16 protein-coding genes are annotated in these 21683 nt (G+C 67.4%); 11 read left to right on the top strand and 5 right to left on the bottom strand.

Going from position 1 to position 21683, the window contains the following annotated elements:
• The first annotated feature begins 28 nt into the window (after positions 1–28).
• From DES45_RS04345 to DES45_RS04305, 9 genes are all read left to right on the top strand, one after another.
• A complete protein-coding gene (locus DES45_RS04345) occupies positions 29–2287 on the top strand; it encodes a hybrid sensor histidine kinase/response regulator (RefSeq protein ID WP_114768708.1) in 2259 nt (752 codons plus the stop codon).
• On the top strand, positions 2284–3366 hold the full coding sequence (gene cheB, locus DES45_RS04340) for a chemotaxis-specific protein-glutamate methyltransferase CheB (RefSeq protein WP_114768707.1): 1083 nt from the start codon (positions 2284–2286) through the stop codon (positions 3364–3366). The genes DES45_RS04345 and cheB overlap by 4 nt, the downstream gene beginning before the upstream one ends.
• Positions 3363–5090, top strand: a complete 1728-nt coding sequence (locus DES45_RS04335) for a response regulator (protein WP_114768706.1) — start codon at positions 3363–3365, stop codon at positions 5088–5090. The genes cheB and DES45_RS04335 overlap by 4 nt, the downstream gene beginning before the upstream one ends.
• Complete coding sequence (locus DES45_RS04330; protein ID WP_114768705.1) at positions 5087–7003, top strand: response regulator; 1917 nt, start codon at positions 5087–5089, stop codon at positions 7001–7003. The genes DES45_RS04335 and DES45_RS04330 overlap by 4 nt, the downstream gene beginning before the upstream one ends.
• A 302-nt stretch (positions 7004–7305) precedes the next feature.
• The gene (locus DES45_RS04325) at positions 7306–8907 is read left to right on the top strand and encodes an ABC transporter substrate-binding protein (RefSeq protein ID WP_114768704.1); all 1602 of its coding nucleotides are present in this window, start codon (positions 7306–7308) and stop codon (positions 8905–8907) included.
• Positions 8908–8970: 63 nt separating this feature from the next.
• Positions 8971–9981, top strand: a complete 1011-nt coding sequence (locus tag DES45_RS04320) for an ABC transporter permease subunit (protein ID WP_114768703.1) — start codon at positions 8971–8973, stop codon at positions 9979–9981.
• Positions 9978–10889, top strand: a complete 912-nt coding sequence (locus DES45_RS04315; RefSeq protein WP_114768702.1) for an ABC transporter permease subunit — start codon at positions 9978–9980, stop codon at positions 10887–10889. Before DES45_RS04320 ends, DES45_RS04315 begins: the two co-directional genes overlap by 4 nt.
• A 4-nt stretch (positions 10890–10893) precedes the next feature.
• Complete coding sequence (locus DES45_RS04310; RefSeq protein ID WP_114768701.1) at positions 10894–11913, top strand: ABC transporter ATP-binding protein; 1020 nt, start codon at positions 10894–10896, stop codon at positions 11911–11913.
• Complete coding sequence (locus DES45_RS04305) at positions 11910–12893, top strand: peptide ABC transporter ATP-binding protein (RefSeq protein WP_114768700.1); 984 nt, start codon at positions 11910–11912, stop codon at positions 12891–12893. The genes DES45_RS04310 and DES45_RS04305 overlap by 4 nt, the downstream gene beginning before the upstream one ends.
• A gap of 85 nt (positions 12894–12978) precedes the next feature.
• Here the strand turns inward: DES45_RS04305 and DES45_RS04300 are convergent, their stop codons facing one another.
• Positions 12979–15018 (bottom strand): AI-2E family transporter, encoded by a 2040-nt coding sequence (locus tag DES45_RS04300; protein WP_114768847.1) that lies wholly within the window; start codon positions 15016–15018, stop codon positions 12979–12981.
• Positions 15019–15190: 172 nt separating this feature from the next.
• Here DES45_RS04300 and DES45_RS04295 point away from each other — a divergent pair, with 172 nt between their 5' ends.
• Positions 15191–15979, top strand: a complete 789-nt coding sequence (locus tag DES45_RS04295) for a dienelactone hydrolase family protein (RefSeq protein ID WP_245429736.1) — start codon at positions 15191–15193, stop codon at positions 15977–15979.
• 46 nt (positions 15980–16025) lie between these two features.
• The gene (locus DES45_RS04290) at positions 16026–18101 is read left to right on the top strand and encodes a M3 family metallopeptidase (RefSeq protein WP_114768699.1); all 2076 of its coding nucleotides are present in this window, start codon (positions 16026–16028) and stop codon (positions 18099–18101) included.
• Positions 18102–18108: 7 nt separating this feature from the next.
• On the opposite strand, the gene DES45_RS04285 is transcribed toward DES45_RS04290, so the two are convergent.
• The 4 genes from DES45_RS04285 to DES45_RS04270 all read right to left on the bottom strand — a co-directional run bounded on the left by DES45_RS04285 (position 18109) and on the right by DES45_RS04270 (position 21566).
• Positions 18109–18294: a hypothetical protein gene (locus DES45_RS04285; protein WP_114768698.1), complete on the bottom strand. Its 186-nt coding sequence runs from the start codon at positions 18292–18294 to the stop codon at positions 18109–18111.
• A gap of 78 nt (positions 18295–18372) precedes the next feature.
• Entirely contained in the window at positions 18373–19389 is a 1017-nt protein-coding gene (locus DES45_RS04280; RefSeq protein ID WP_114768697.1) for an aldose epimerase family protein, read from the bottom strand.
• Between the two features lie 3 nt (positions 19390–19392).
• Positions 19393–20271 carry an SMP-30/gluconolactonase/LRE family protein gene (locus DES45_RS04275; protein WP_114768696.1) on the bottom strand — a complete coding sequence of 293 codons (879 nt, stop codon included), beginning with the start codon at positions 20269–20271 and terminating at the stop codon, positions 19393–19395.
• Positions 20272–20339: 68 nt separating this feature from the next.
• Positions 20340–21566 (bottom strand): amidase, encoded by a 1227-nt coding sequence (locus tag DES45_RS04270; RefSeq protein WP_245429734.1) that lies wholly within the window; start codon positions 21564–21566, stop codon positions 20340–20342.
• Positions 21567–21683: the final 117 nt, after the last annotated feature.

The raw sequence follows: 21683 nt of genomic DNA, 5'->3' as shown, positions 1-21683 counted from the left end.
TCCGCACAGGATCGGGGAACCGCGCATCGTGACCGACATCCGCAAGCAACTGCAGGCCGCCTTCGAGATCGAGCACCGGGAGCACCTCCAGGCGATCCGGGCCGCCCTCGACAACGCGGACCGGAGCACGATCGACATGGCGGACGTGTTCCGCCGTGCCCACAGCCTCAAGGGCGCCGCGCGGGCGGTGGACCTTCCGGCCGTCGAGGAGGTAGCGCACCGGCTGGAGGCGCTCTTCGCCCGCGTGCTCGACGGCCAGCAGTCCCTCGACGACGCCACGACCGCCGAAGCCATGGCGAACCTCGACACCATCGAGGATCTCGTCGCCGAGGCGCTGTCGCCGCCCGGCGCTCCCGCGACAGGGACCGCCGCTCAGGAGCGGAAGCCGCCGACGCCTCCTGTCGCTCCTGCAAGCCCTCCTGCGCCTTCGCAAGCCGAGAGCGGCCCCGCACGGACGGCCAAGACCGAAGCTGCGGCGCCCGCCGAATCGGGCTCTGGAACATATCTGCGCGTCGCATCCGAGCAGATGGAGCAGCTCTCCGGCTCCATGTACCAGCTCCTTGCCGAACTTCAGGCCGGCGAGTCCCTGAACGAGGCGCTCCGGCGGATCGAGATCGACGTCCGCGGCCTCCGACGCAGCTGGGACACGCTCCAGGGCCAGATCCTCTCGTCGACCGCCGGACGTGGGAAGGCCGACGGCCTGAGACCGTCCGTGAACACGGCCGTGCCGCGCCTGCGCGACTTCGACCAGGACCTCAAGGCGCTGTTCCGGCGTCTCTCCGCCCTCGCCAGGAACCGCACGCAGTCCGCATGGTCCATCGACCAGGCTGCGCGCCGGCTGCGCGACGATGTCGAGCGGGTTTCGCTCATCGCGGCCGAGACCGTCTTCGGGGGCTTCGGCCACATGGTGCGCGAGATCGCACGGGAGGAAGGCCGCGATGTGCACGTGCGCACCATCGGCCTCGACCTCCAGGTCGATCGCCAGGTGCTGCAGGCCCTGAAGGACCCGGTCATGCACCTCCTGCGCAATGCGCTGAGCCATGGGGTGGAGCCCGCCGCGGAACGGTCCGCGAAGGGCAAGCCCGAACGCGGCGAGATCGTCCTCGAGCTGGCATCGCGCGGCGGGCGCCTCGTCGTCAGCGTCCGCGACGACGGCCGGGGACCGGATCTCGCGCGGATCGAGCGGGTCGCCGTCGAGCGCGGTCTTCTGGCGCCGCGCGCCGAGGGCGCCATGGCGCCCATGATGGATCAGCTGCTGTCGCTCGTCTTCGTGCCCGGGTTCTCGACCGCCGGAGAGGTCGACCGCCTGTCCGGCCGGGGAATCGGCCTGTCGGTCGTGGCAGAAGCCGCCCGCAGGCTGCACGGATCGGTCCTCATGCGCCCGCGGTTTCCCTGGGGCACCGAGATCCTCCTGAACGTGCCCTTCACGGCCGCCCGCCAGTCCCTGCTGTTGGTCGAGGCCGAGGACCGCATGTACGGCCTGCCGTCCCATGCGGTCGCCCGGCTTCTCCGCCTGCCGGCCGCCGCGCTCGAAAGTGTGGAGGGGCGCCCCACCGTGCGGATCGAGATCGGGGGGGAAGACGTTGTTGTTCCTGTTATCGCCATCGCAGCCCTGACAGGATCCCCCCATGCCCAGATCCCCATCGAGGCCGGCAACGTGAAAGCCGTTCTCGTCCGACATGGCGCGCGCCACTGCGCCCTCGCCGTCAATGCCTTCCACGACGTCCGCGCGATGCTGGTCAGCGACGTCGACGCCGTCGGGCTGGGCGACATGGTCTCCGGCACCGTCCTGCTCGAGGACGAGATGCCGGCCCTCGTGCTCAGCCCGGACCTCCTCATCGAGCACTGGGTGAAGAACGAGAGCCATCTCGCGGCAGGCGGCCTTGGGCTGGCTCCCGCAGCAACGGACCAGCGGGGAGCGACGACCATTCTCGTGGTGGACGATTCCATCACCACCAGAACCCTCGAAAAGAGCATTCTCGAGGCTCAGGGCTATCGCGTGCTGCTCAGCGTCGACGGCATCGACGCCCTCAACGTGCTGAGATCCGGCGAAGCGATGGTGGATCTCGTGATCGCCGACGTGGAAATGCCGCGCATGGACGGCTTCGGACTCCTTCAGGCGGTCAAGACCGATCCGCGGATCGCGTCCACCCCGGTCATCCTCATGACGTCGCGGGCCGATCCGGAGGACGTGCGCCGCGGCCTCGATCTCGGGGCCAGCGCCTACATCACCAAGCAGAAGTTCGACCAGCGCGAACTGCTGGCAACCATCGGGCAGCTGCTATGAGCACATCCCCGCAGGTACCCGTTCGGGTGATGGTGGTCGAGGACTCCCTCGTGGTCCGCCAACTCCTCGTCCACATCATCGCGCGCGACCCGCGTCTCGTGGTGGCGGCGGCGGTCGGATCCGCCGAGGAGGCCCTGCAGGAGATCGGGCGCGTGCAGCCCGACGTCATCTCGATGGACATCCGCCTGCCCGGCATGGACGGCCTTGAGGCGACGCGCCGGATCATGTCGGAACATCCGACGCCGATCGTGGTGATCGCCGGCAGCATCGAGGACGAATCCCTCAAGATTTCGATGAACGCGCTCAGGGCCGGCGCCCTGACGGTCGTGGAGAAGCCCGTCGGCCTGACGAGCGCCGGCTTCGACGGCATCGCCGAGACGATCTGCACCCAGCTCTACATCATGAGCCAGGTCCCCGTGGTCCGGCAGCGCTCCTTCGCGTGGCGTCCGCAGGCCGCCTCGACCTCGGTTCCGGCGTCGCGGCCCGAGCTCGATCGCAGCCCCTCGCGCCCGACGATCCTCGGAATCGCCGCCTCGACCGGCGGCCCCCCTGCCCTGGCGAAAATCCTCGGCGGGCTTCCGGCCGAATTTCCGCTTCCGATCCTGCTCGTGCAGCACATGGGCGCGCCCTTCATGGAGGGCTTCGCCTCCTGGCTCAACGGACTCATGCCTCTCGATGTCCGGGTCGCCCGCGACCAGGAGATCCCCGTCGCCGGGCGGGTCTACGTGGCGCCCGGCGACCGCCATCTCCTGCTGTCTCCGGTCGGGACGCTCCAGATCAGCGCCGCTCCGCCGCTGGCGAGCCAGAGGCCGTCCGCCACCCTCCTGTTCCAGTCCATGGCCAGGTCGGCCGGTTCGCGCGGCGTCGGCGTGATCCTGACGGGCATGGGCGAGGACGGGGCGCAAGGACTGGTCGAACTGCGTCAGGCCGGGGGTTACACCGTCGCCGAAGACGAAAGCACCGCGGTCGTCTACGGCATGCCGGCCGCCGCCGTGCGGCTGGGAGGCGTGCGCCTCAGCCTGCCTCTCGACCTGATAGCACCCCGGCTCCTGCGCCTGACGCGGGGAGACGGCGAATGAGCGTCGGTCCCGGCGGCGCGCCCACCGCCGACATCCTCCTGGTCGAGGATTCCGAGACCCAGGCCCTTCAGCTTCGGCACATGCTGGAGACAAACGGATTCGAGGTCACCTGGCGCGCGACCGCCGAAGCCGCCCTGGACAGCCTGAACGAGAGGCTGCCGGACCTCGTCATCGCGGATTTCCACCTCCCGGGCATGAACGGCGACGAGCTGACCCGCCAGATGCGCCTGAACGTGCGCACCCGGGCCATCCCGGTCATCATGCTGACGGAGGCGCGGGAGCGGGCCGTCGAGCGGCAGGGCCTGGAGAGTGGCGCCGACGCGTACATTTCCAAATCCGCCGAGCGGGAGCTCATCATCCTGCGGATCAGGGCGCTGCTGCGCCGGCGGTCGACCCCTGTCGGGGAGACCACGGAGGGCCACGAGGCCCCGAGCTTCAGCACCTTCCGCCGGGCCTGCATCCTGGTCGTCGACGACAGCCAGACCCGCCGGACCTACCTGCACGACCTGCTTTCGCGGGAAGGCTATGCGGTCTCGCTCGCGGCCGAGCCCGCGGAGGCGATCAGCCTGATCGGGTCGCCGGACACGGCCTGGGACTGCGTTCTCGTCAACATCCTCAGCCCGCGCTTCGACGGGCTGGAGCTCTGCCGGCAGCTCAACTCCTACCGCGGCCTCGCCCCCCTGCCGGGCATGGAGGTCTCCGGCTTTTCGATCGTGGGCCTCGGCAACGAGGATGGGGGAGACGTGCTGGCCAAGGCCTTCGCGGCCGGGGCGGACGACATCGTGCCGACCACGGCGGACGCCGACGTCATGCGGATCCGCGTCCGCGCCCTCGTGCGGCGCAAGCTGCTGCAGGACGAGAACTGGCGCATCGAGGCCGAGCTCCGGGAGCGGGAGCTCGCCTTCGAGCGCGCCAGGGCGGAGGCCGCCTCGGCGGAGGCCCTCGCCAAAGCGAACCAGGAGCTGGAAGAGGCGAACCGCCGCCTGAAGGACACGCAGTCTAAGCTCGTCCAGGCCGCCAAGATGGCCTCCCTCGGCGAACTCGTCGCGGGCATCGCGCACGAGATCAACAATCCGCTCGCGTTCATCCTGGCCCATCAGGGCACGGTCGAGAGGTTGCTCAACGACGTGGCCGCGAAACTTCCGCCGGATGCGGGCCTCGAGCGGCCGGTCGCCAAATGCATCGAGCGGGTCGGGGCCATGAAGCTGGGCCTGGGACGCATCCAGGAACTGGTCCTGAACCTCCGGCGCTTCTCGCGGCTGGACGAGGGCGACTTCCAGACGGTCAACGTCAGGGATTCCATCGAAACCGTCGTGGCTCTCCTGGGCCACAAGCTCGGCACCCGGATCGACGTGCGGCGGCGCTACGAGGCGGTGCCGGACCTCTACTGCTCGCCGGCCCTGCTGAACCAAGTGGTGATGAACATCATCGGCAATGCGGCGGACGCCATCAGCGGAACCGGCGCCATCGACATTGAAACATCCAGCGACGAGACAACCTATACCATCAGGATCAGCGACACGGGGCCTGGAATCCCTTCGGAGCTGCGCGAGCGCATCTTCGAGCCGTTCTTCACGACCAAGCCGGTCGGTGCCGGAACTGGACTTGGGCTCGCCATTGCCTATAGCGTAGTCCAAGCCCACAAGGGGACGATCACCGTGGATTCCAGCCCTTCGGGAGGCACGAGCTTCACCATTACAATCCCTAGGCAGAATATCGGATGACCTTGTCGAGCGAGTTCCATGGAAGGACCGGGACGATCCTCGTCGTCGACGACGAGCCGGATATCCTCGTCGCGCTCGAGGACCTGTTCGAGAACGATTATCGCGTCCTTTCGACCACCTCGCCCCTGAAGGCGCTGGACATCATTGCGAAAGAGCCGGACATCGCGATCATCATCTCCGATCAGCGCATGCCCGAAATGGCCGGAGACGAGTTCCTGGCGAAGGCGCGCCGCCACAGCGACGCGGAGGCGATCCTCCTGACGGGCTACGCCGACATGAAGGCGGTGATCGGCGCCGTGAACAAGGGCCGGATCATGGCCTACGTTCCGAAGCCCTGGGATCCGGCCGCCCTCTCCAGCATGGTCGCCTCGGCTTATGAGCGGCACACCCTCTCGCGTGAGCTGGAGACGGAGCGCGCCCTCCTGCGCGGCCTGATGGAAAGCATGGGGGACCAGATCTCGTTCAAGGATCCGGACGGCCGGTTCGTACGCCTGAATGCCAGCAAGGCCAGGAGCCTCAACGTCGCGCCCGATGCGTGCCTCGGCCGAAAGGAGAGCGAGTTCGTCGCCTCCGACCGCGCCGCCCTGATCGAGCAATCGGTGCGTCAGGCCATCGCCGAGCGCAGGCCGTGCGAGAGCACCGAGGAACGCCGCTCCGCGGACGGTGCGACGCAATGGTTCCTCGTGAACCACATCCCCATTCTCGACGAATCGGGCGCGGTGACGAACGTCGCGACGATCGAGCGCGACATCACCGAGCGCAAGGTGATGGAGATGCGCCTGCGCCAGGCCGACAAGATGCAGGCGCTCGGAACGCTGGCCGGCGGCGTCGCGCATGACTTCAACAACCTGCTGATGGCCGTTCTGGGAAGCCTCGACCTCGCCTCCCGCCGGGCGCCGGACGATCCGCGCCTGACGCGGCTCCTGCAGAACGCAACTTATGCGGCAGAGCGCGGCGCGTCGCTCACGCAGCGCCTCCTGAGCTTCAGCCGGCAAAGGGACCTCAGGCTCCAGGCCGTCGACGTCAATCAGGTCATCCGGGACATGAACGACCTGCTGACCCGCACCCTCGGCGGCTTCATCCGCATCGAGCGCGAACTGGCGGAGCGGCTATGGATGGCGATGGTCGATCCGGACCAGCTCGAGCTGGCGATCCTCAACCTGTGCATCAATGCCCGCGACGCCATGGCCGAGAACGGCGTGCTGACCCTCTCGACCCGCAACGAAACCGTCGAGGAGGGTCAGGTTACGGATCTGGGCCGCGGCGATTACGTGGTGATCTCGGTCGCGGATACGGGCGCCGGCATGTCGCCGGAGATCCTGAGCCGGGTGCTCGAGCCCTTCTTCACCACGAAGGAAGTCGGCAAGGGGACCGGGCTCGGCCTGTCCATGGTCTACGGGCTCGCGCAGCAATCGGGCGGAACCGTCACCATCAACAGCACGGTCGGCGTGGGCACGACGGTCGAACTCTATCTGTCCAGGACGGCGACGGACGAGTCCTCCACCCCGGACCGAAAAGTCTCGTCGGACATGCCCTCCGAAAAGATGCGCGTCCTGCTCGTCGACGACGACGCGGAAGTCCGGACCGTCACGGCCGCCTATCTGAACGAGATGGGCCATCGCGTGGTCGAAGCCGCCGACGGCGCCTCCGCTCTCGAAATTTTGAAGACGGACGAACAGCTCGATCTCCTCATCGCGGACTTCGCGATGCCGGGCATGACCGGCCTCGAGCTCGCCGTGAAGGCGAGAAAGCTGCATCCGGAGGTCGGCATCCTTCTCGTGACGGGATACGCGGATCCGGAGCGGATGCCCGAGGACTACCCCGTTCTGCACAAGCCTTTCACCCGGGCCGATCTCGGCGCCAAGGTGGCCGAGGCTGCGCGCAGGGCCGATTCAGCGGACGCGCCCCGGTAGCGGTCGGGAGCGCCGAAGCGCCGTAGGGTCAGAGAGGCGGCCTGCTCGGTTGCAAGAAATTTCTCTTGCCGATAGGGAAGCGTCCTGACGCTCCTCGGGACGCCTGCCCTTTTTCGCACCGCAGCCATAATCGCGGAAAAGTTATGCGCCGGGCGGCGGCCGCGTCCTGCGCGGTAAGCATGAAATGGTATATTTTTTCGAAAACTTTCGGATCGTCGTCGGGACAGATTGACATTATTGAGGCTTCGCACCTTAACTCCGTCACAGAACGGCCACGAGTAGCCGTCTCAGAGGACCTATCGATGAAGAAATCAGCCCTTTTCGCAGCCATCTGCGTTCCGGCTTTCCTGGCAGCGGCCCCGCTGGCGGCCAAAACCCTCGTCTACTGCTCCGAGGGCAGCCCGGAGAACTTCTACCCCGGCGTCAACACCACCGGCACGTCGTTCGACGCCAGCGAGCAGATCTACAACCGCATCGTCGAGTTCGAGCGCGGCGGCACCAAGGTGAACCCGAGCCTCGCCGAGAAGTGGGACGTCTCCGCTGACGGCACGGTCTACACCTTCCACCTCCGCAAGAACGTGAAGTGGCACTCCAACAAGAACTTCAAGCCCACCCGCAACATGAACGCCGACGACATCGTGTTCATGTTCGAGCGTCAGTGGAAGGAAGACAATCCGTACTTCAAGGTCACCAGCCCGAACCACTCCTACTTCAGCGACATGGGCATGCCCAAGCTCCTGAAGTCGGTCGAGAAGGTCGACGACTCCACCGTCCGCGTGACACTGAACCAGCCCGAAGCGCCGTTCCTGGCGAACCTCGCCATGATGTGGGCGAGCGTGCAGTCCAAGGAATACGCCGACGCGATGCTCAAGGCCGGCACCCCCGAGAAGATCGACCAAGAGCCGATCGGCACGGGCCCGTTCTCCCTGGTCCAGTACCAGAAGGACGCCATCATCCGCTACAAGGCCTTCCCCGAGTACTGGGCCGGCAAGGCGAAGCTCGACGACCTGGTGTTCTCGATCACCCCGGACGCCTCCGTGCGCTGGGCGAAGCTCCAGAAGGGCGAATGCCACGTCATGCCGTATCCGAACCCGGCTGACCTCGAGGCGATGAAGAAGGACACGAACGTCCAGATCCTCGAGCAGCCCGGCCTGAACATCGGCTACCTCGCCTACCAGACCACCAAGAAGCCCTTCGACGACGTGCGCGTCCGCAAGGCCTTCAACATGGCCATGAACAAGAAGGCCATCGTCGACGCGGTGTTCCTCGGCAGCGGCGTCCCGGCCAAGAACCCGATCCCGCCGTCCATGTGGTCGTACAACGACTCCGTGAAGGAAGACGAGTACAACCCGGACGCCGCCAAGAAGCTTCTTGCGGAAGCCGGTTATCCGAACGGCCTCGAGACCGACCTCTGGGCCATGCCGGTCCAGCGTCCCTACAACCCGAATGCGCGTCGCATCGCCGAGCTCATGCAGGCCGACCTCGCCAAGATCGGCGTGAAGGCCGAGATCAAGAGCTTCGAGTGGGGCGAGTACCGCAAGCGGGCCCAGGCCGGCGAGCACCAGATGGCGCAGCTGGGCTGGACGGGCGACAACGGCGACCCGGACAACTTCCTGCACACCCTGCTCGGTTGCGCCTCGGCGCAGTCGGCCTCGGGCTCGAACATCGCCAAGTGGTGCTACAAGCCCTTCGACGATCTCGTGACGAAGGCGAAGGTCACGACCGACCAGGCCGAGCGCACGAAGCTCTACGAGCAGGCTCAGGTGATCTTCAAGGAGCAGGCTCCCTGGTTCACCGTGGCTCACGCGGTTCAGCTGAAGCCGGTCCGCAAGGAAGTCGTGGACTTCAAGCTCTCGCCGTTCGGCCGCCACACCTTCTACGGCGTGGACCTCAAGGGCAAGTAAGCCTCAACACCCAACCCGTGGCGGAGCGGCCTTGGCGCCGCTCCGCCTTTTTACATTGAACCGATGCTCCGCTTCATCCTCACCCGCGTCAGCCTCGTCATCCCGACCTTCATCGGGATCACGCTGCTCGCCTTCTTCCTCATCCGGCTCGTCCCAGGCGACCCGATCGAAACCCTCGCGGGCGAGCGCGGCATCGATCCCGCCCGCCACGAGCAGCTGCGCAAGGAATACGGCTTCGACAAGCCGGTCCTCGTTCAATACGGCATCTATCTCGGCCGCGTGCTGCAGGGCGATCTCGGCAAGTCCATGATCACGCAGGAGCCGGTCCTGAGCGAGTTCAGCGCGCTGTTCCCGGCCACCATCGAGCTGGCGCTGTGCGCGATCCTGTTCGCCCTCCTGATCGGGCTTCCGGCCGGGATCCTCGCGGCCATCCGACGAAATTCCATCTTCGACCATGGGGTGATGGGCATATCCCTCACGGGCTATTCCATGCCCATCTTCTGGTGGGGCCTGATCCTCATCCTGGTCTTCTCGGTGCAGCTCGACCTGACCCCCGTCTCGGGCCGCATCGACGTGCTCTACTACATCGAGCCGGTCACCGGATTCCTGCTGATCGACACCCTGCTGTCGGACGAGGAAGGCGCCTTCTGGTCGGCCGTCAAGCACCTGATCCTGCCCACGATCGTGCTCGGCACCGTGCCGCTCGCCGTCATCGCCCGCATGACCCGCTCGGCGATGCTCGAGGTCCTGGGCGAGGACTACATCCGCACCGCCAAGGCCAAGGGCCTCTCCCGGTTCCGGGTCGTCGCGCTGCATGCCCTGCGCAACGCCCTGATCCCCGTCGTCACCGTCATCGGCCTCCAGATCGGCGTGCTGTTCACCGGCGCGATCCTGACCGAGACGATCTTTTCCTGGCCCGGTGTCGGCAAATGGCTCATCGACGCCATCTTCCGGCGCGACTATCCCGTCCTCCAGGGCGGCGCGCTCCTCCTCGGCGTCGTCGTCATGGGCGTGAACCTGCTCGTCGACCTCACCTATGGCCTCATCAATCCGCGCATCAGGCACAACCGATGACCGCTGAAACCATGGAAGCTCCCGCCGTCGCCGCGCCGACGGCCACCCCTCCCCACCCCTTGCGCGAGTTCTGGGGCTATTTCAGCGCCAATCACGGCGCCGTGGCGGGTCTCGTCATCATCATCGCGGTGGTGCTGGTGGCGCTGCTGGCCGACGTGCTGGCGCCGCACTCGCCCTACGTCACCGACACGTCGATCGCCCTGAAGCCGCCGTTCTGGCAGGAGGGCGGATCGCTCGCCTATCCGCTCGGCACCGATCCGATCGGCCGCGACATCCTCTCGCGCCTGATCTACGGCGCGCGTCTGTCGCTGCTCATCGGCATCATGGTGGTGACGATCTCGATCGTGGTCGGCACGGTCCTCGGTCTCGTGGCGGGCTTCTTCCGCGGCCTGACCGAGATCTTCATCATGCGCCTGATGGACATCATCCTGACGCTGCCGAGCCTGCTGCTCGCCATCGTGATCGTCGCGGTGCTCGGCCCCGGCCTGATGAACTCCATGTTGGCGGTCGCCCTGGTGATTTTGCCGCATTACGTGCGCCTTGCGCGCGCCGCCGTGATCACCGAGACGTCCAAGGACTACGTGATGGCGGCCCGCGTCAGCGGCGCCGGCACGACGCGGCTGATGTTCAAGGAGGTGCTGCCCAACTGCACGGCGCCTCTCATCGTGCAGGCCTCGCTCGGCATCTCGACCGCCATCCTGGACGCGGCGGCGCTCGGGTTCCTCGGCCTCGGCGCGCAGCCGCCGTCGCCCGAATGGGGCACCATGCTGGCCGACGCCCGTGAGTTCGTGCTCCGTGCCTGGTGGGTCGTGACCTTCCCGGGTCTGGCGATCCTCGTCACGGTGCTTGCCTTCAATCTCCTCGGGGATGGTCTGCGCGACGCCCTCGATCCCAAACTGAAGCGCTAAAACCATGGCCCTTCTCGAAATTGAAAACCTCTCGGTCGAATTTCCGACCCAGGGCGGCATCATGCGCGCCGTCGACGGCGTGAGTCTTTCCCTCGACGAGGGCGAGGTTCTCGGCGTCGTCGGCGAGTCCGGCTCCGGCAAGAGCGTCACCATGCTCGCCGTCATGGGCCTGATCCCGTTTCCGGGACGCGTAAAGGCCGACCGACTCGCCTTCAACGGACGGGACCTGCTGACCATGTCGGAGAAGGAGCGGCGCCAGCTCACCGGCAAGGACGTCGCGATGATCTTCCAGGAGCCGACGACGAGCCTCAACCCCTCGTTCACGATCGGCTTCCAGCTCGCCGAAACCCTGCGCCTGCATGAGGGCATGGACCGCAAGGCCGCGCGCCGCCGGTCGATCGAGCTCCTGGAGCAGGTCGGCATCCCGTCCGCGGAAAGCCGCCTCTCGGCTTTCCCGCACCAGCTTTCGGGCGGCATGAACCAGCGCGTGATGATCGCCATGGCGATCGCCTGCAACCCGAAGCTCCTCATCGCCGACGAGCCGACCACCGCGCTCGACGTGACGATCCAGGCCCAGATCCTCGACCTGCTGATGACGCTCCAGAAGGAGCGCAACATGGCGCTCGTCATGATCACCCACAACATGGGCGTCGTGGCCGAGACGGCACGGCGGGTCATGGTGATGTATGCCGGGCAGATCATGGAGGAGCGCTCCGCCGGCGACCTCTTCGCCTCGCCGCAGCATCCCTATACGGCGGCGCTGCTCGCCGCCCTGCCGGAACGCAGCGAGGGCAGCACGCGCCTCGCCACCATCCCAGGCGTCGTGCCGGGCCTCTACGACCGCCCGAAGGGCTGCCTGTTCAGCCCGCGCTGCGCCTATGCGACCGAGCATTCGCGCAACGTGCGGCCAGAGCTGCGGCCCTGGGCCGGCGGAAAGATCCGCTGCCACTACCCGCTCGGCGACCCGAACCGGAACGCCGAAATCCAAGCTGATCATCCTGTCGGAGCGGAGGCCGCATCGTGAGCGCCCCCATCGTTGAAGCCAAGGGCCTGAAGCGCGTCTACGAGGTGAAGCGCGGGCTGTTCAAGGAGCCTGGCCGCCTGCAGGCCGTGGGCGGCGTGTCGTTCTCGGTCGAGCCGGGAAAGACCCTCGCGGTGGTCGGCGAATCCGGCTGCGGCAAGTCCACGCTCGCCCGCATGGTGACGCTGATCGAGAAGCCGACGGAAGGGTCCCTGACCCTCGACGGCGTCGACGCCGTCAATCCGCCGTCGAACCGGAAGACGGATCTGCGCCGCATGGTGCAGCTCGTCTTCCAGAACCCCTACGGCTCCCTCAATCCGCGCAAGAAGGTCGGGACGATCCTCGAGGAGCCGCTCGCCATCAACACCGACCTGTCCTCGTCCGAGCGGACCGAGCGGGCCAGGGCCATGATGGCGAAGGTGGGCCTGCGGCCGGAGTACTACAACCGCTACCCGCACATGTTCTCCGGCGGCCAGCGCCAGCGCATCGCCATCGCGCGCGCCCTGATGCTGTCGCCCAAGCTCGTGGTGGCGGACGAGCCGGTCTCGGCCCTCGACGTGTCGATCCAGGCGCAGGTGCTCAACCTCCTGCAGGACCTGCAATCCGAGATGGGGCTCGCCTATCTGTTCATCTCGCACGACCTCGGCGTGGTCCGTCACATCGCCCACGACGTGCTCGTGATGTATCTCGGACATGCGGTCGAGCAGGGGCCGAAGGAGCGCATCTATGCGCGTCCGCTGCATCCCTACACGCAGGCGCTCCTGTCCTCGACGCCCGGCATCTCCGGCGTGAAGCGCAAGCGCATCGTGCTGAAGGGCGAGCTGCCCTCGCCGCTCAACCCGCCGAAAGGGTGCGTGTTCTCGACGCGCTGCCCCTACGTGACGGAGCGCTGCAAGGTCGAGCGTCCGCAGCCGCGGCTGCTCGACGGCCGGTATGTGGCCTGCCACTACGCCGAGAACTTCCTCAAGGAAACCGCCGCCTGAGCATCGGGCCGCGCATTCCGCATATCGCGGTCCGAAAATCGGAAGAGAGCCGGTTTCACGCTGTCGGAGCCGGCTCTTTTTTCATTCAAGCCGGCAGAGGCAGACGCTCGCCGGACGCCATGCTCTTGTCGGCCTGCTGGTTGGCCTTGGCCGAGCGGACCGCGTCCGACCTCTCCTCTGCGCTGGTCGCGACCTTGAGGCAGCATCTCACGCCTTCGCGCAGGGACACGACGTAGTAGTCCGCGCCGATCGTGCCGCGAAGCGCCTCGTCCTGCAGCACCTTGTCGTCGGAGGGCCACAGGCCCACCAGGATCGGCACGTTCGGAACCTGCTTGCGCAGCCGCCTCAGGAGGAAGCGCAGATGCGCCGGGGTGCCGCCGATCTCGAGATAGCAGACGCACACCATCTGCACGCCCGTCGCGTCGAGGTTGGCGATCGCCGTCCGCGACACCTCGGCGTGCGGAACGGTGCGGGTGCCGAGCCCGTGCTTGCCCAGGAGCTGAGCCAGCATGTCGGCGGCGGCATCGTCGAGGAGCCCGCGTCCGGCGATGCACAGGACCGCGCCGGGGGCCGCCCAGGAATCCGGGATCAAGTCCTCCCGCGGCTTCGGCTCGACCGCAGGCTCCTTGATGTCGGGCTTGGCGTTCTCGGGTGACGCCACGGGCTCGGCTTCGGTCTCCTTCGGCTCCGGTTCGACGTCGTCATGGGCCGAGAGGTCGTGCACCAGGGCCTGCGCCACGGTCTTCACCTGCTCGAGCTGATGGCCCGTGAGCACGCCCCGGTTCGCGTCGTTGGCGGCGAGCTGAAGGCCCCTGAGGGCGACCTCGTCGTAATAGGAGGTGAGCGAGCGCTCCTTGAGCAGGAGCTCCGCGGATTCGAGCGCCTCGTCGGGATCGCCCGCCAGCATGCGCTGGTAGAGGTTCTCGGCGGGCGTGAGCGCCGGCCGGTCGCCCAGCAGCACGTCCAGGAACTCGAGCCGTTCCACGTGCCGGCCGAGCACCACGAGGCAGAGGGTCAGCGGCGTGGCGATGAGAAGGCCCACAGGCCCCCAGAGCCAGGTCCAGAAGATGGCTGAGATCACGACCGAGAACGGCGAGAGGCCGGTGCTCTGGCCATAGACGAGGGGCTCGACCACGTGTCCCATCAGTGGCTCGCTGATCAGGAAGAGCGCGATGGTCATGAGGACCATCGACCAGCCGGGATCGACGGCGGCGGCGAGCATGATCGGGAAGGCCGCCGCCAGGAACGAGCCGATATAGGGCACGAACCGCATCAGGGCCGTGAAGACGCCCCACAGGACCGGGCTCGGCACGCCGATCAGCCACAGCCCGACGCCGATGAAGACGCCGAAGCCCGAATTGAGCGCCAGCTGGGTGAGGAAGTAGCGGCTGAGCCGCCGCGCCGCGTCGTCCATGGCGGCCGTGGTGCGGTGCAGGTCGGTCGAGCCGAACAGCCGGATCATGCGGTCGCGCAGGTCCTCCCGCTGCAGGAGGATGAAGATCAGGACCACGAAGACGATGCCGGTGGTCGCCAGCGGGTGGAGCAGAGGCACCGCGATGTTGCGTGCGATCTCGAGCGGCGTCGGTTCGCGCTCGTGCACCTCGACCGGGAGCGGGCCGGGTTCGGGAACGGGCGCCGGCGCTGGAGCAGCCGACGACGGAGCCTGAGCCGGAGGCGGCGTTTCGGGATTCTCCTTCGGCTCCTCCTTCACGGCGGTGTTGAACTGCTTCCACAGGGACGGCAGATGGCCGATGGTTCCTGAGCGGAGCGAGCCGACCTTCTCGCGGATGGTGGTCTGGTAGCGGGGCAGATCGGTGGCCAGCCCAGCGAGCTGGTAGCCGATTACGGTCCCCAGGCCTCCGATGATCCCGAGGGTGACGAGAACCGCGATGATGACCGACGGCACCCTCCCGAGACGCCAGCGCCTCAGGAGCTCCACGAAGGGCGCGAGCACGAAGGCCAGCAGGATGGCGAGCACGACGGGCAGGAACACGTCCTGGCCGATATACAGGGCGGCCAGGACCACCACCCCGACCGCCAGGGTCATCAAGCCGCTGATGCCTGGGACGCCCGGGGGCTGGACCTCGGTCTCTGGGGGCGGCACGGGCGTCGGGGCAACGGGCATGAACATGTCTCTCCGGCCGCGGGACTCCGGTCGGCCTCCACGACAACGTCAAAGGCCGCGGATCGATCCTTGGCCGTAAGGAGAAGCCGATTCCTGGGACCTTTTGCCGTCTCGGAGAACGTGAGCCCGCCCCCATCTTAAGGTTTTCAGCAGTCTCATCCGCATTCCGCCCATGTCGATTTCCAGACGAAACCTCCTCATCGGGGCGGCTCTCGCCGCCTCCCCCTCCATCCACGCCCAGGAAGGAAAGCCGAGCCTTATGCCTCTCATGGAACAGCGCCAGAGCTTCAGGAGCGGCGGCAGGGCCATTGCCGTCGAGACTTTCCAGGAGGGCGGCTCCGCACCCCGCCCGGCCGTGCTCATGCTGCACGGGGCCGACGGGCTGGGCGGCCATGGGCAGTACCGCGAGGGGGCCCGAAGCGTCGCGAGGGCGGGCTATCAGGTCCACCTCGTCCACTACCTCGACCGGACCGGCGAGAGGCGCGCCTCCTTCAGCACCCTGTTCCAGAACTTCCAGCCCTGGATGGAGACGGTCCACGACGCGCTCGCGTGGGCGTCAGGCCATGACGGGGCCGATCCGAAGCGCATCGGCATCGTCGGCATCTCGCTCGGCGCGGCTTTAGGATTAGCCGTGTCGAGCGCGGAGCCACGCATCAGGGCGCTGGTGAACTACTTCGGTCCGCTTCCCCAGGGCGCGATTGCGAAGGACGCGCGGCTTCCGCCGACTCTGGTGCTGCACGGCGGCATGGACCCGATCGTTCCCGTTTCGAACGCCTATGCGATCGAAGCGCTTCTGCGGCAGCAGAACGTGCCGCACGAGGTGAAGATCTATCCGGAGCAGGCCCACGGGTTCCGCGGCGAGGCCGAGCGGGATGCCACCCGGCGCTCGCTCGCCTTCCTTCAGCGCCACCTCGGCTCCGGCCAGGCCGACGGCTCGACGGCTCTTCCGATGAACGGATGAGGCCGCTAAGAATGATCGCCCGAACGAGTGAGGACACCGAGAGACCATGACGGCACCTGCTTCGACCCCCGCGGACAACCCTCTCCTTCGTCCCTGGACGGGCCCTCATGGGCTCCCTCCGTTCGAGAGCATCGCGCCCGACCATTTCCGTCCGGCCTTCGACACGGCGCTTGCCGAGCAGCAGGCGGAGATCGCGGCCATCGCGGACGCAACGGACGCACCGACCTTCGCCAACACGGTCGAGGCGATGGAGCGCAGCGGGCAGGCCCTGAAGCGGGTCGGCGGCGTGTTCTTCAACCTCTCGGGATCCCATACGAACGACGCCATCCAGGCCATCGAGCGTGAGATGGCCCCGGTGCTCGCCAAGCACCGCAACAGCATCTTCATGAACGAGACGCTGTTCCGGCGCGTCGACGAACTCCACCGTCGGCGCGAGACGCTCGGCCTCGATGCCGAGCAGGCGCGGGTGCTCGACCGCTACCACACGATCTTCGTGCGTGCGGGCGCACGCCTCGGGCCCGAGGAGAAGAAGCGCCTCGCGGCGATCACCGAACGGCTGGCGTCGCTGGGCACCCAGTTCTCGCAGAACGTCCTGGCCGACGAGAAATCCTACCGGCTCGTCCTCGACGGCGAAGCCGATCTCGCCGGCCTTCCGCCCTTCCTGGTCGAGGCGGCCGCGCAGGCCGCCGAGGATGCGGGCCTGAACGGCAAGCACGTCATCACGCTGTCGCGCTCCAGCATCGAGCCGTTCCTCCAGTTCTCGAGCCGTCGCGACCTGCGCGAGCAGGCCTTCAAGGCCTGGGCGGCGCGCGGCGACGCGGGCGGCGCGACCGACAACAAGGCCCTCATTGCCGAGATGGTGGCGCTTCGGGCCGAACGGGCGAAGCTCCTGGGCTACGAGACCTTCGCGGAGTTCAAGCTCGCCGACACGATGGCCAAGACGCCGGAGGCCGTCCTTGACCTCCTCAACGAGGTCTGGACGCCGGCGCGCCGGAGGGCCCAGGAAGAGCGCGACGACCTGCAGGCGCAGGCCCAGGCGCAGGGCGACAACATCGAGATCGAGCCGTGGGACTGGCGCTACTACGCGGAGCAGGTCCGAAACCGGCAGCACAACCTGGATGAGGCGACGATCAAGCCGTACTTCCAGCTCGACCGGATCATCGATGCGGCCTTCGACACGGCGCACCGGCTCTTCGGCCTGAGCTTCGAGGAGATCAAGGACTTCCCGCGCTACCACCCGGACATCCGGGCCTGGCGCGTGACCGGCTCCGACGGGGCTTTCGTCGGCATCTTCATCGGCGATTACTTCGCGCGCAGCTCGAAGCGCAGCGGCGCCTGGATGAGCGCGTTCCGCTCGCAGGAAAGGCTCACGGGCGACGTGCGCCCGATCATCGTCAACGTGATGAACTTCGCGAAGGGCGGACCGGGCGAACCCTCGCTCCTGAGCTTCGACGATGCCCGCACGCTCTTCCATGAATTCGGTCACGCGCTGCACGGGCTGCTCTCGAACGTGACCTATCCGCTGCTCGCGGGCACGAGCGTCTCGACCGATTTCGTGGAGCTGCCGTCCCAGCTCTACGAGCACTGGCTGTCGCAGCCGGACATCCTGCGCCGCTACGCGACCCACTACCGGACCGGCGAGCCGATTCCGGAGGAGCTTCTCCAGCGCCTCATGGCGGCGCGCAACTTCAACCAGGGCTTCGCGACGGTCGAGTACCTGGCCTCCGCCTTCGTGGACATCGACCTCCACCGCCTGACCGATCCGAAGGATCTCGACGCTGCCGCGTTCGAGAAGGAATCCCTGAAAAAGATCGGCATGCCGCGCGAGATCATCATGCGGCACCGCACGCCGCACTTCACGCACGTATTCTCGGGCGACGGCTATTCGTCGGGCTATTACAGCTATCTCTGGTCCGAGGTGCTCGACGCGGACGCCTTCAACGCCTTCGAGGAGACGGGCGACGCCTTCGACCGGACGACCGCCGACAAGCTGAAGCGGTTCATCTATTCGGCCGGCAACCTGCGCGATCCGGCCGAGGCCTACACGGCCTTCCGCGGCCGCCTGCCGACGCCCGAGGCGCTGCTTGCCAAGAGGGGCCTGTCGGCGACGCCGGCGGCCTAAGGACGATCTAGACGGACACGGTCGAGGGGCTCGCCGGCACGGGCCCCTCGGCGGGCTTGCCGGGGCGTGCCTGCATGGCGTTCGGCCTGGGCGCAGGCTTCGTCATGGGAGCGGGACTGCGGCGCAGGACGCTCAGCAGGAAAGCCGCCCCTTCGGGGTCGGTCTTCAGGGCTTTGGCATCGAGCACCGGCATGGCGGTCTCCCTGTTCTTGTTTGGTTTTTAACGAGACGCAACGCCACTTCATCAACGGCCCAGCTGGGCGCAGGTTCCTCAGGAACGCGTGAATCGCAGCTCGCTCACCTGCCGGGACACGGTTCCAGGTTCCAAGATACACGCGGGAAAATGGGCCTTATTGGGGCCGTCGGGAAAGCGCTGCGGCTCCAGGCAGAGGCCCGCATGGGGGCCGTAATGGGCGCCGCCTAAGCCCGGCACGGGCACGTTCAGCAGGTGTCCGTCATAGAATTGGACCCCGGGCTCCGTCGTCCAGAGCTCCATCGCGAGGCCGCTCCTGCGGGACGCGAGGGTGGCCGCGTGCGTCAACTCGTCGTCCCCCTCCTTCAGGACGTAGTTGATGTCGTAGGTCGTACGGTGCTGCATCAGTTGGGCGGCGCCGATCGGCCGAAGGGTGGTGAAGTCGTAATCCGTGTTCTCGACGCGCCTGATTTCCCCGGTCGGAATGAGATCCGGCGCCGTGGGAGTGATGTAGTCGGCCCGGATCATCAGGTGATGCGAGGAGATGTCCGGACCGCCGTCCAGGTTGAAGTAGCCGTGGGTGGTGAGATTGACGGGCGTCGGCCGGTCGCAGGTCGCCTCGAGCACGATCCGCACCGTGGAGGGCTCTTCCAGGGAATAGGTGCAGGTGGCGATCAGACGCCCCGGATAGCCCATGTCCCCGTCCTCGGACACGAGAGCAAGCGTGACGCTGGACGGCTGCCGGTCGACGATGGTCCACAGCCGGGTTCCGAAGCCGCGGGAGCCGCCATGGAGCTGGTTCCTGCCCTCGTTGGCGTCGAGCCTGAAGGTCTCGCCGTCGAGGGTGAAGCGCGCATGGTCGATCCGGTTGGCGTAGCGCCCGACGATGGCGCCGAAATACGGCGAGTGGGCGATGTAGTCCTCGATGGAATTGAGCCCGAGCACGACCCGCTGCGGGCCGTTCGCCGACGGCACCACGAGGTCCCGGACCACCGCTCCCCAGGTCAGGACGCGCATCTCCATCCCGCCGGGTCCCGTGAGCGTCGCCTCCAGAACGTCGTTGCCGTCGACCGAACCGAAACGCCCGATGGTCATGACCTAGCCCTCGAAGATGTTGGCCCTGATGCCCCGTATGCCGGCGTCGACGACGAAGAGGTGGCCCGCCATCGGATCGATGTGGGGGTCATGACCGATCGCCGCCGTCGTGATGTAGAGCGTCGTGAGATCCGGGCCGCCGAAGGTGCATTTCGTTACCTGCGCGGTCGGCACGGGCACGATCCGCTCGATGGAGCCGTCAGGGCCGAAACGCGTGATGCGGGATCCGCCCCAATGGCACACCCACAGATGTCCCTCGGCATCCACCGCCATCCCGTCCGGGTGGCCCCAGCCCTTGTCGAACTGGATGAAGCGGCGCGCCTCGCCGAGGCGGCCCTGGTCCAGGTCGAGCGCATAGATCGTGCCGCCGATCGTGTCGGTGGCGTAGAGCGTGCGCCCGTCCGGGCTGATCGCCGGCCCGTTGGTGACGATGAAGCCCTCGTGGAACTGGATCAGCTCCTTCCCGTCCCAGCGCCAGAAGGAGCCGGTCGGGTGCTCCTCGTCGTCGTGCATGGTGCCGAAATAGAGCGCCCCGTCGGGCCCCACATGCCCGTCGTTGATGCGGTTGGCCGGGTTGTCGAGCTCGGGCGACACGATGGGCTCGGAGGAGCCGTCGCGCAGGTCGAGGCGCACGAGGCCCGACTTGAAGCCTGCGACCACCATGTCTGGATCCGGGGTCAGGGCTACGAAGCCGACCCGCTCCGGCGCGTCGAGGCGCGAATGCTGCTGCGTCTGCGGGTGATAGCGCCAGATGCCCGGGTTCTTGATGTCGACCCAGAACACCGTGCCGGTGCGGTGGTCCCACAGGGCCCCCTCGCCCACCATGCAGGCGCTGGGAACCGCGACGTGCGGCGTGTTCGGATGAACGACCGGACTGGTCATGCGCGGCTCCCCATCGATGCTCCCCTCACTGGTCTCGCCCTGCGGTAACTCCGCGGGACGGTGCCGGTTCAACCGGCCCTGCCCTGCTCGGCGATCCGTGCCGCGAGCGCCACGAGGCTCAGGTCCGAACCGGCAGGCCCCATCAGGGACAGCCCGAACGGTGCGCCGAGGCGGGAGGCGAGCGGGATCGAGACCTGCGGCAGACCCGACAGGACCGAGAGGCAGAGCATCCTCAAGGCATTGTTGCGGTAGTCGTTGAGCGCCTCCTCGCTGTCCGTGAGCAGCGGCGCCACGTCCGGCATGGACGGCAGGATCAGCACGCCGTCGCGTCCCAGCAGGGTGCTGAACCGCTCCCGGAAGACGCTGCGGATCGCGAGCGCCTCGGTCACCTGCTGATCCGTCACCTGCCGGGAGAACTCGAATCGATCGGCGACGCCGGGCCCCAGCGGCGGCCGGTAGCGCTCGATCATCGGCCCGTCGACCGTCCAGGCCTCGCGGCTCTGGATGTAGCGCATGGCCCAGTAGAGAGCCGTGAACCCGTCCTCGGCCACCTTGCGCTCCTCCGCCCGGCCCAGGATAGCCTCGACCTGGCGGACAGCCGGCGCGAGGGATTCCAACACCGCCCGGTCGAGAAGCCCGAAGGCATCCTTCGCCAGGAGGGTTCGAGGACGATCCGGAAGCGGCGTCTTATCCGGCCCGAGCAGGACCTCGCCGACGCGCAGGAAGGTGGCGCCTTCGCGGGTGAAGTAGCCGCAGGTGTCGAAGGACGGGGCGAGATCGTGGCAGCCCTCGAGGCTCACGCGCCCATGGGTCGGACGGATGCCGAACAGCCCGCAATGGCTGGCGGGCGCGCGCACGGAGCCGCCCGTATCCGTGCCGAGCGCGAAATCGCACAACCCGTTGGAGACCGCCGACGCGGAGCCCGAGGAGGAGCCGCCCGGAATGCGGTTGGGTGCGCCGCCGTTCACCGGCGTGCCGAAATGGGCGTTCTTGCCGCTCATCGAGAAGGCGAGCTCGTCCGTGATCGTCTTGCCCACGAGGCGCGCGCCGGCGTCGAGCAGCTTCTGCACGGTCGGCGCCGTCCTGGTCTTGATGCCCGACATGGCGAGCATGTGGGGCGAGCCGCTGCTGGTCGGGTAGCCGGCCACATCGAACAGGTCCTTGGCCGCGAAGGTCAGTCCCGACAGCGGCCCTCCCTCGCGATGCGGAACGATGACGGCCGGATAAGGCATGAAGGCGCGGGCGGGATCGGCATCGAGCAGCATGGGATTTCGGTCGTTGAGGAAGGGAGGCATGCACTTTGGCACCCCCTCCCGAAGGCGGCAAGGCGGGAAATCCGGACCGGCTGAGCATTAAGGCTTCCTTCGGGTCAGGATTGGCCCTAAATCCTGGCAGGGTTCCCACGAAGGGTA

Source organism: Microvirga subterranea, from assembly GCF_003350535.1.
Classification (GTDB): domain Bacteria; phylum Pseudomonadota; class Alphaproteobacteria; order Rhizobiales; family Beijerinckiaceae; genus Microvirga; species Microvirga subterranea.
Note: the sequence above shows the minus strand (reverse complement) of the source record. Positions and strands in the feature narration are given on the sequence as shown.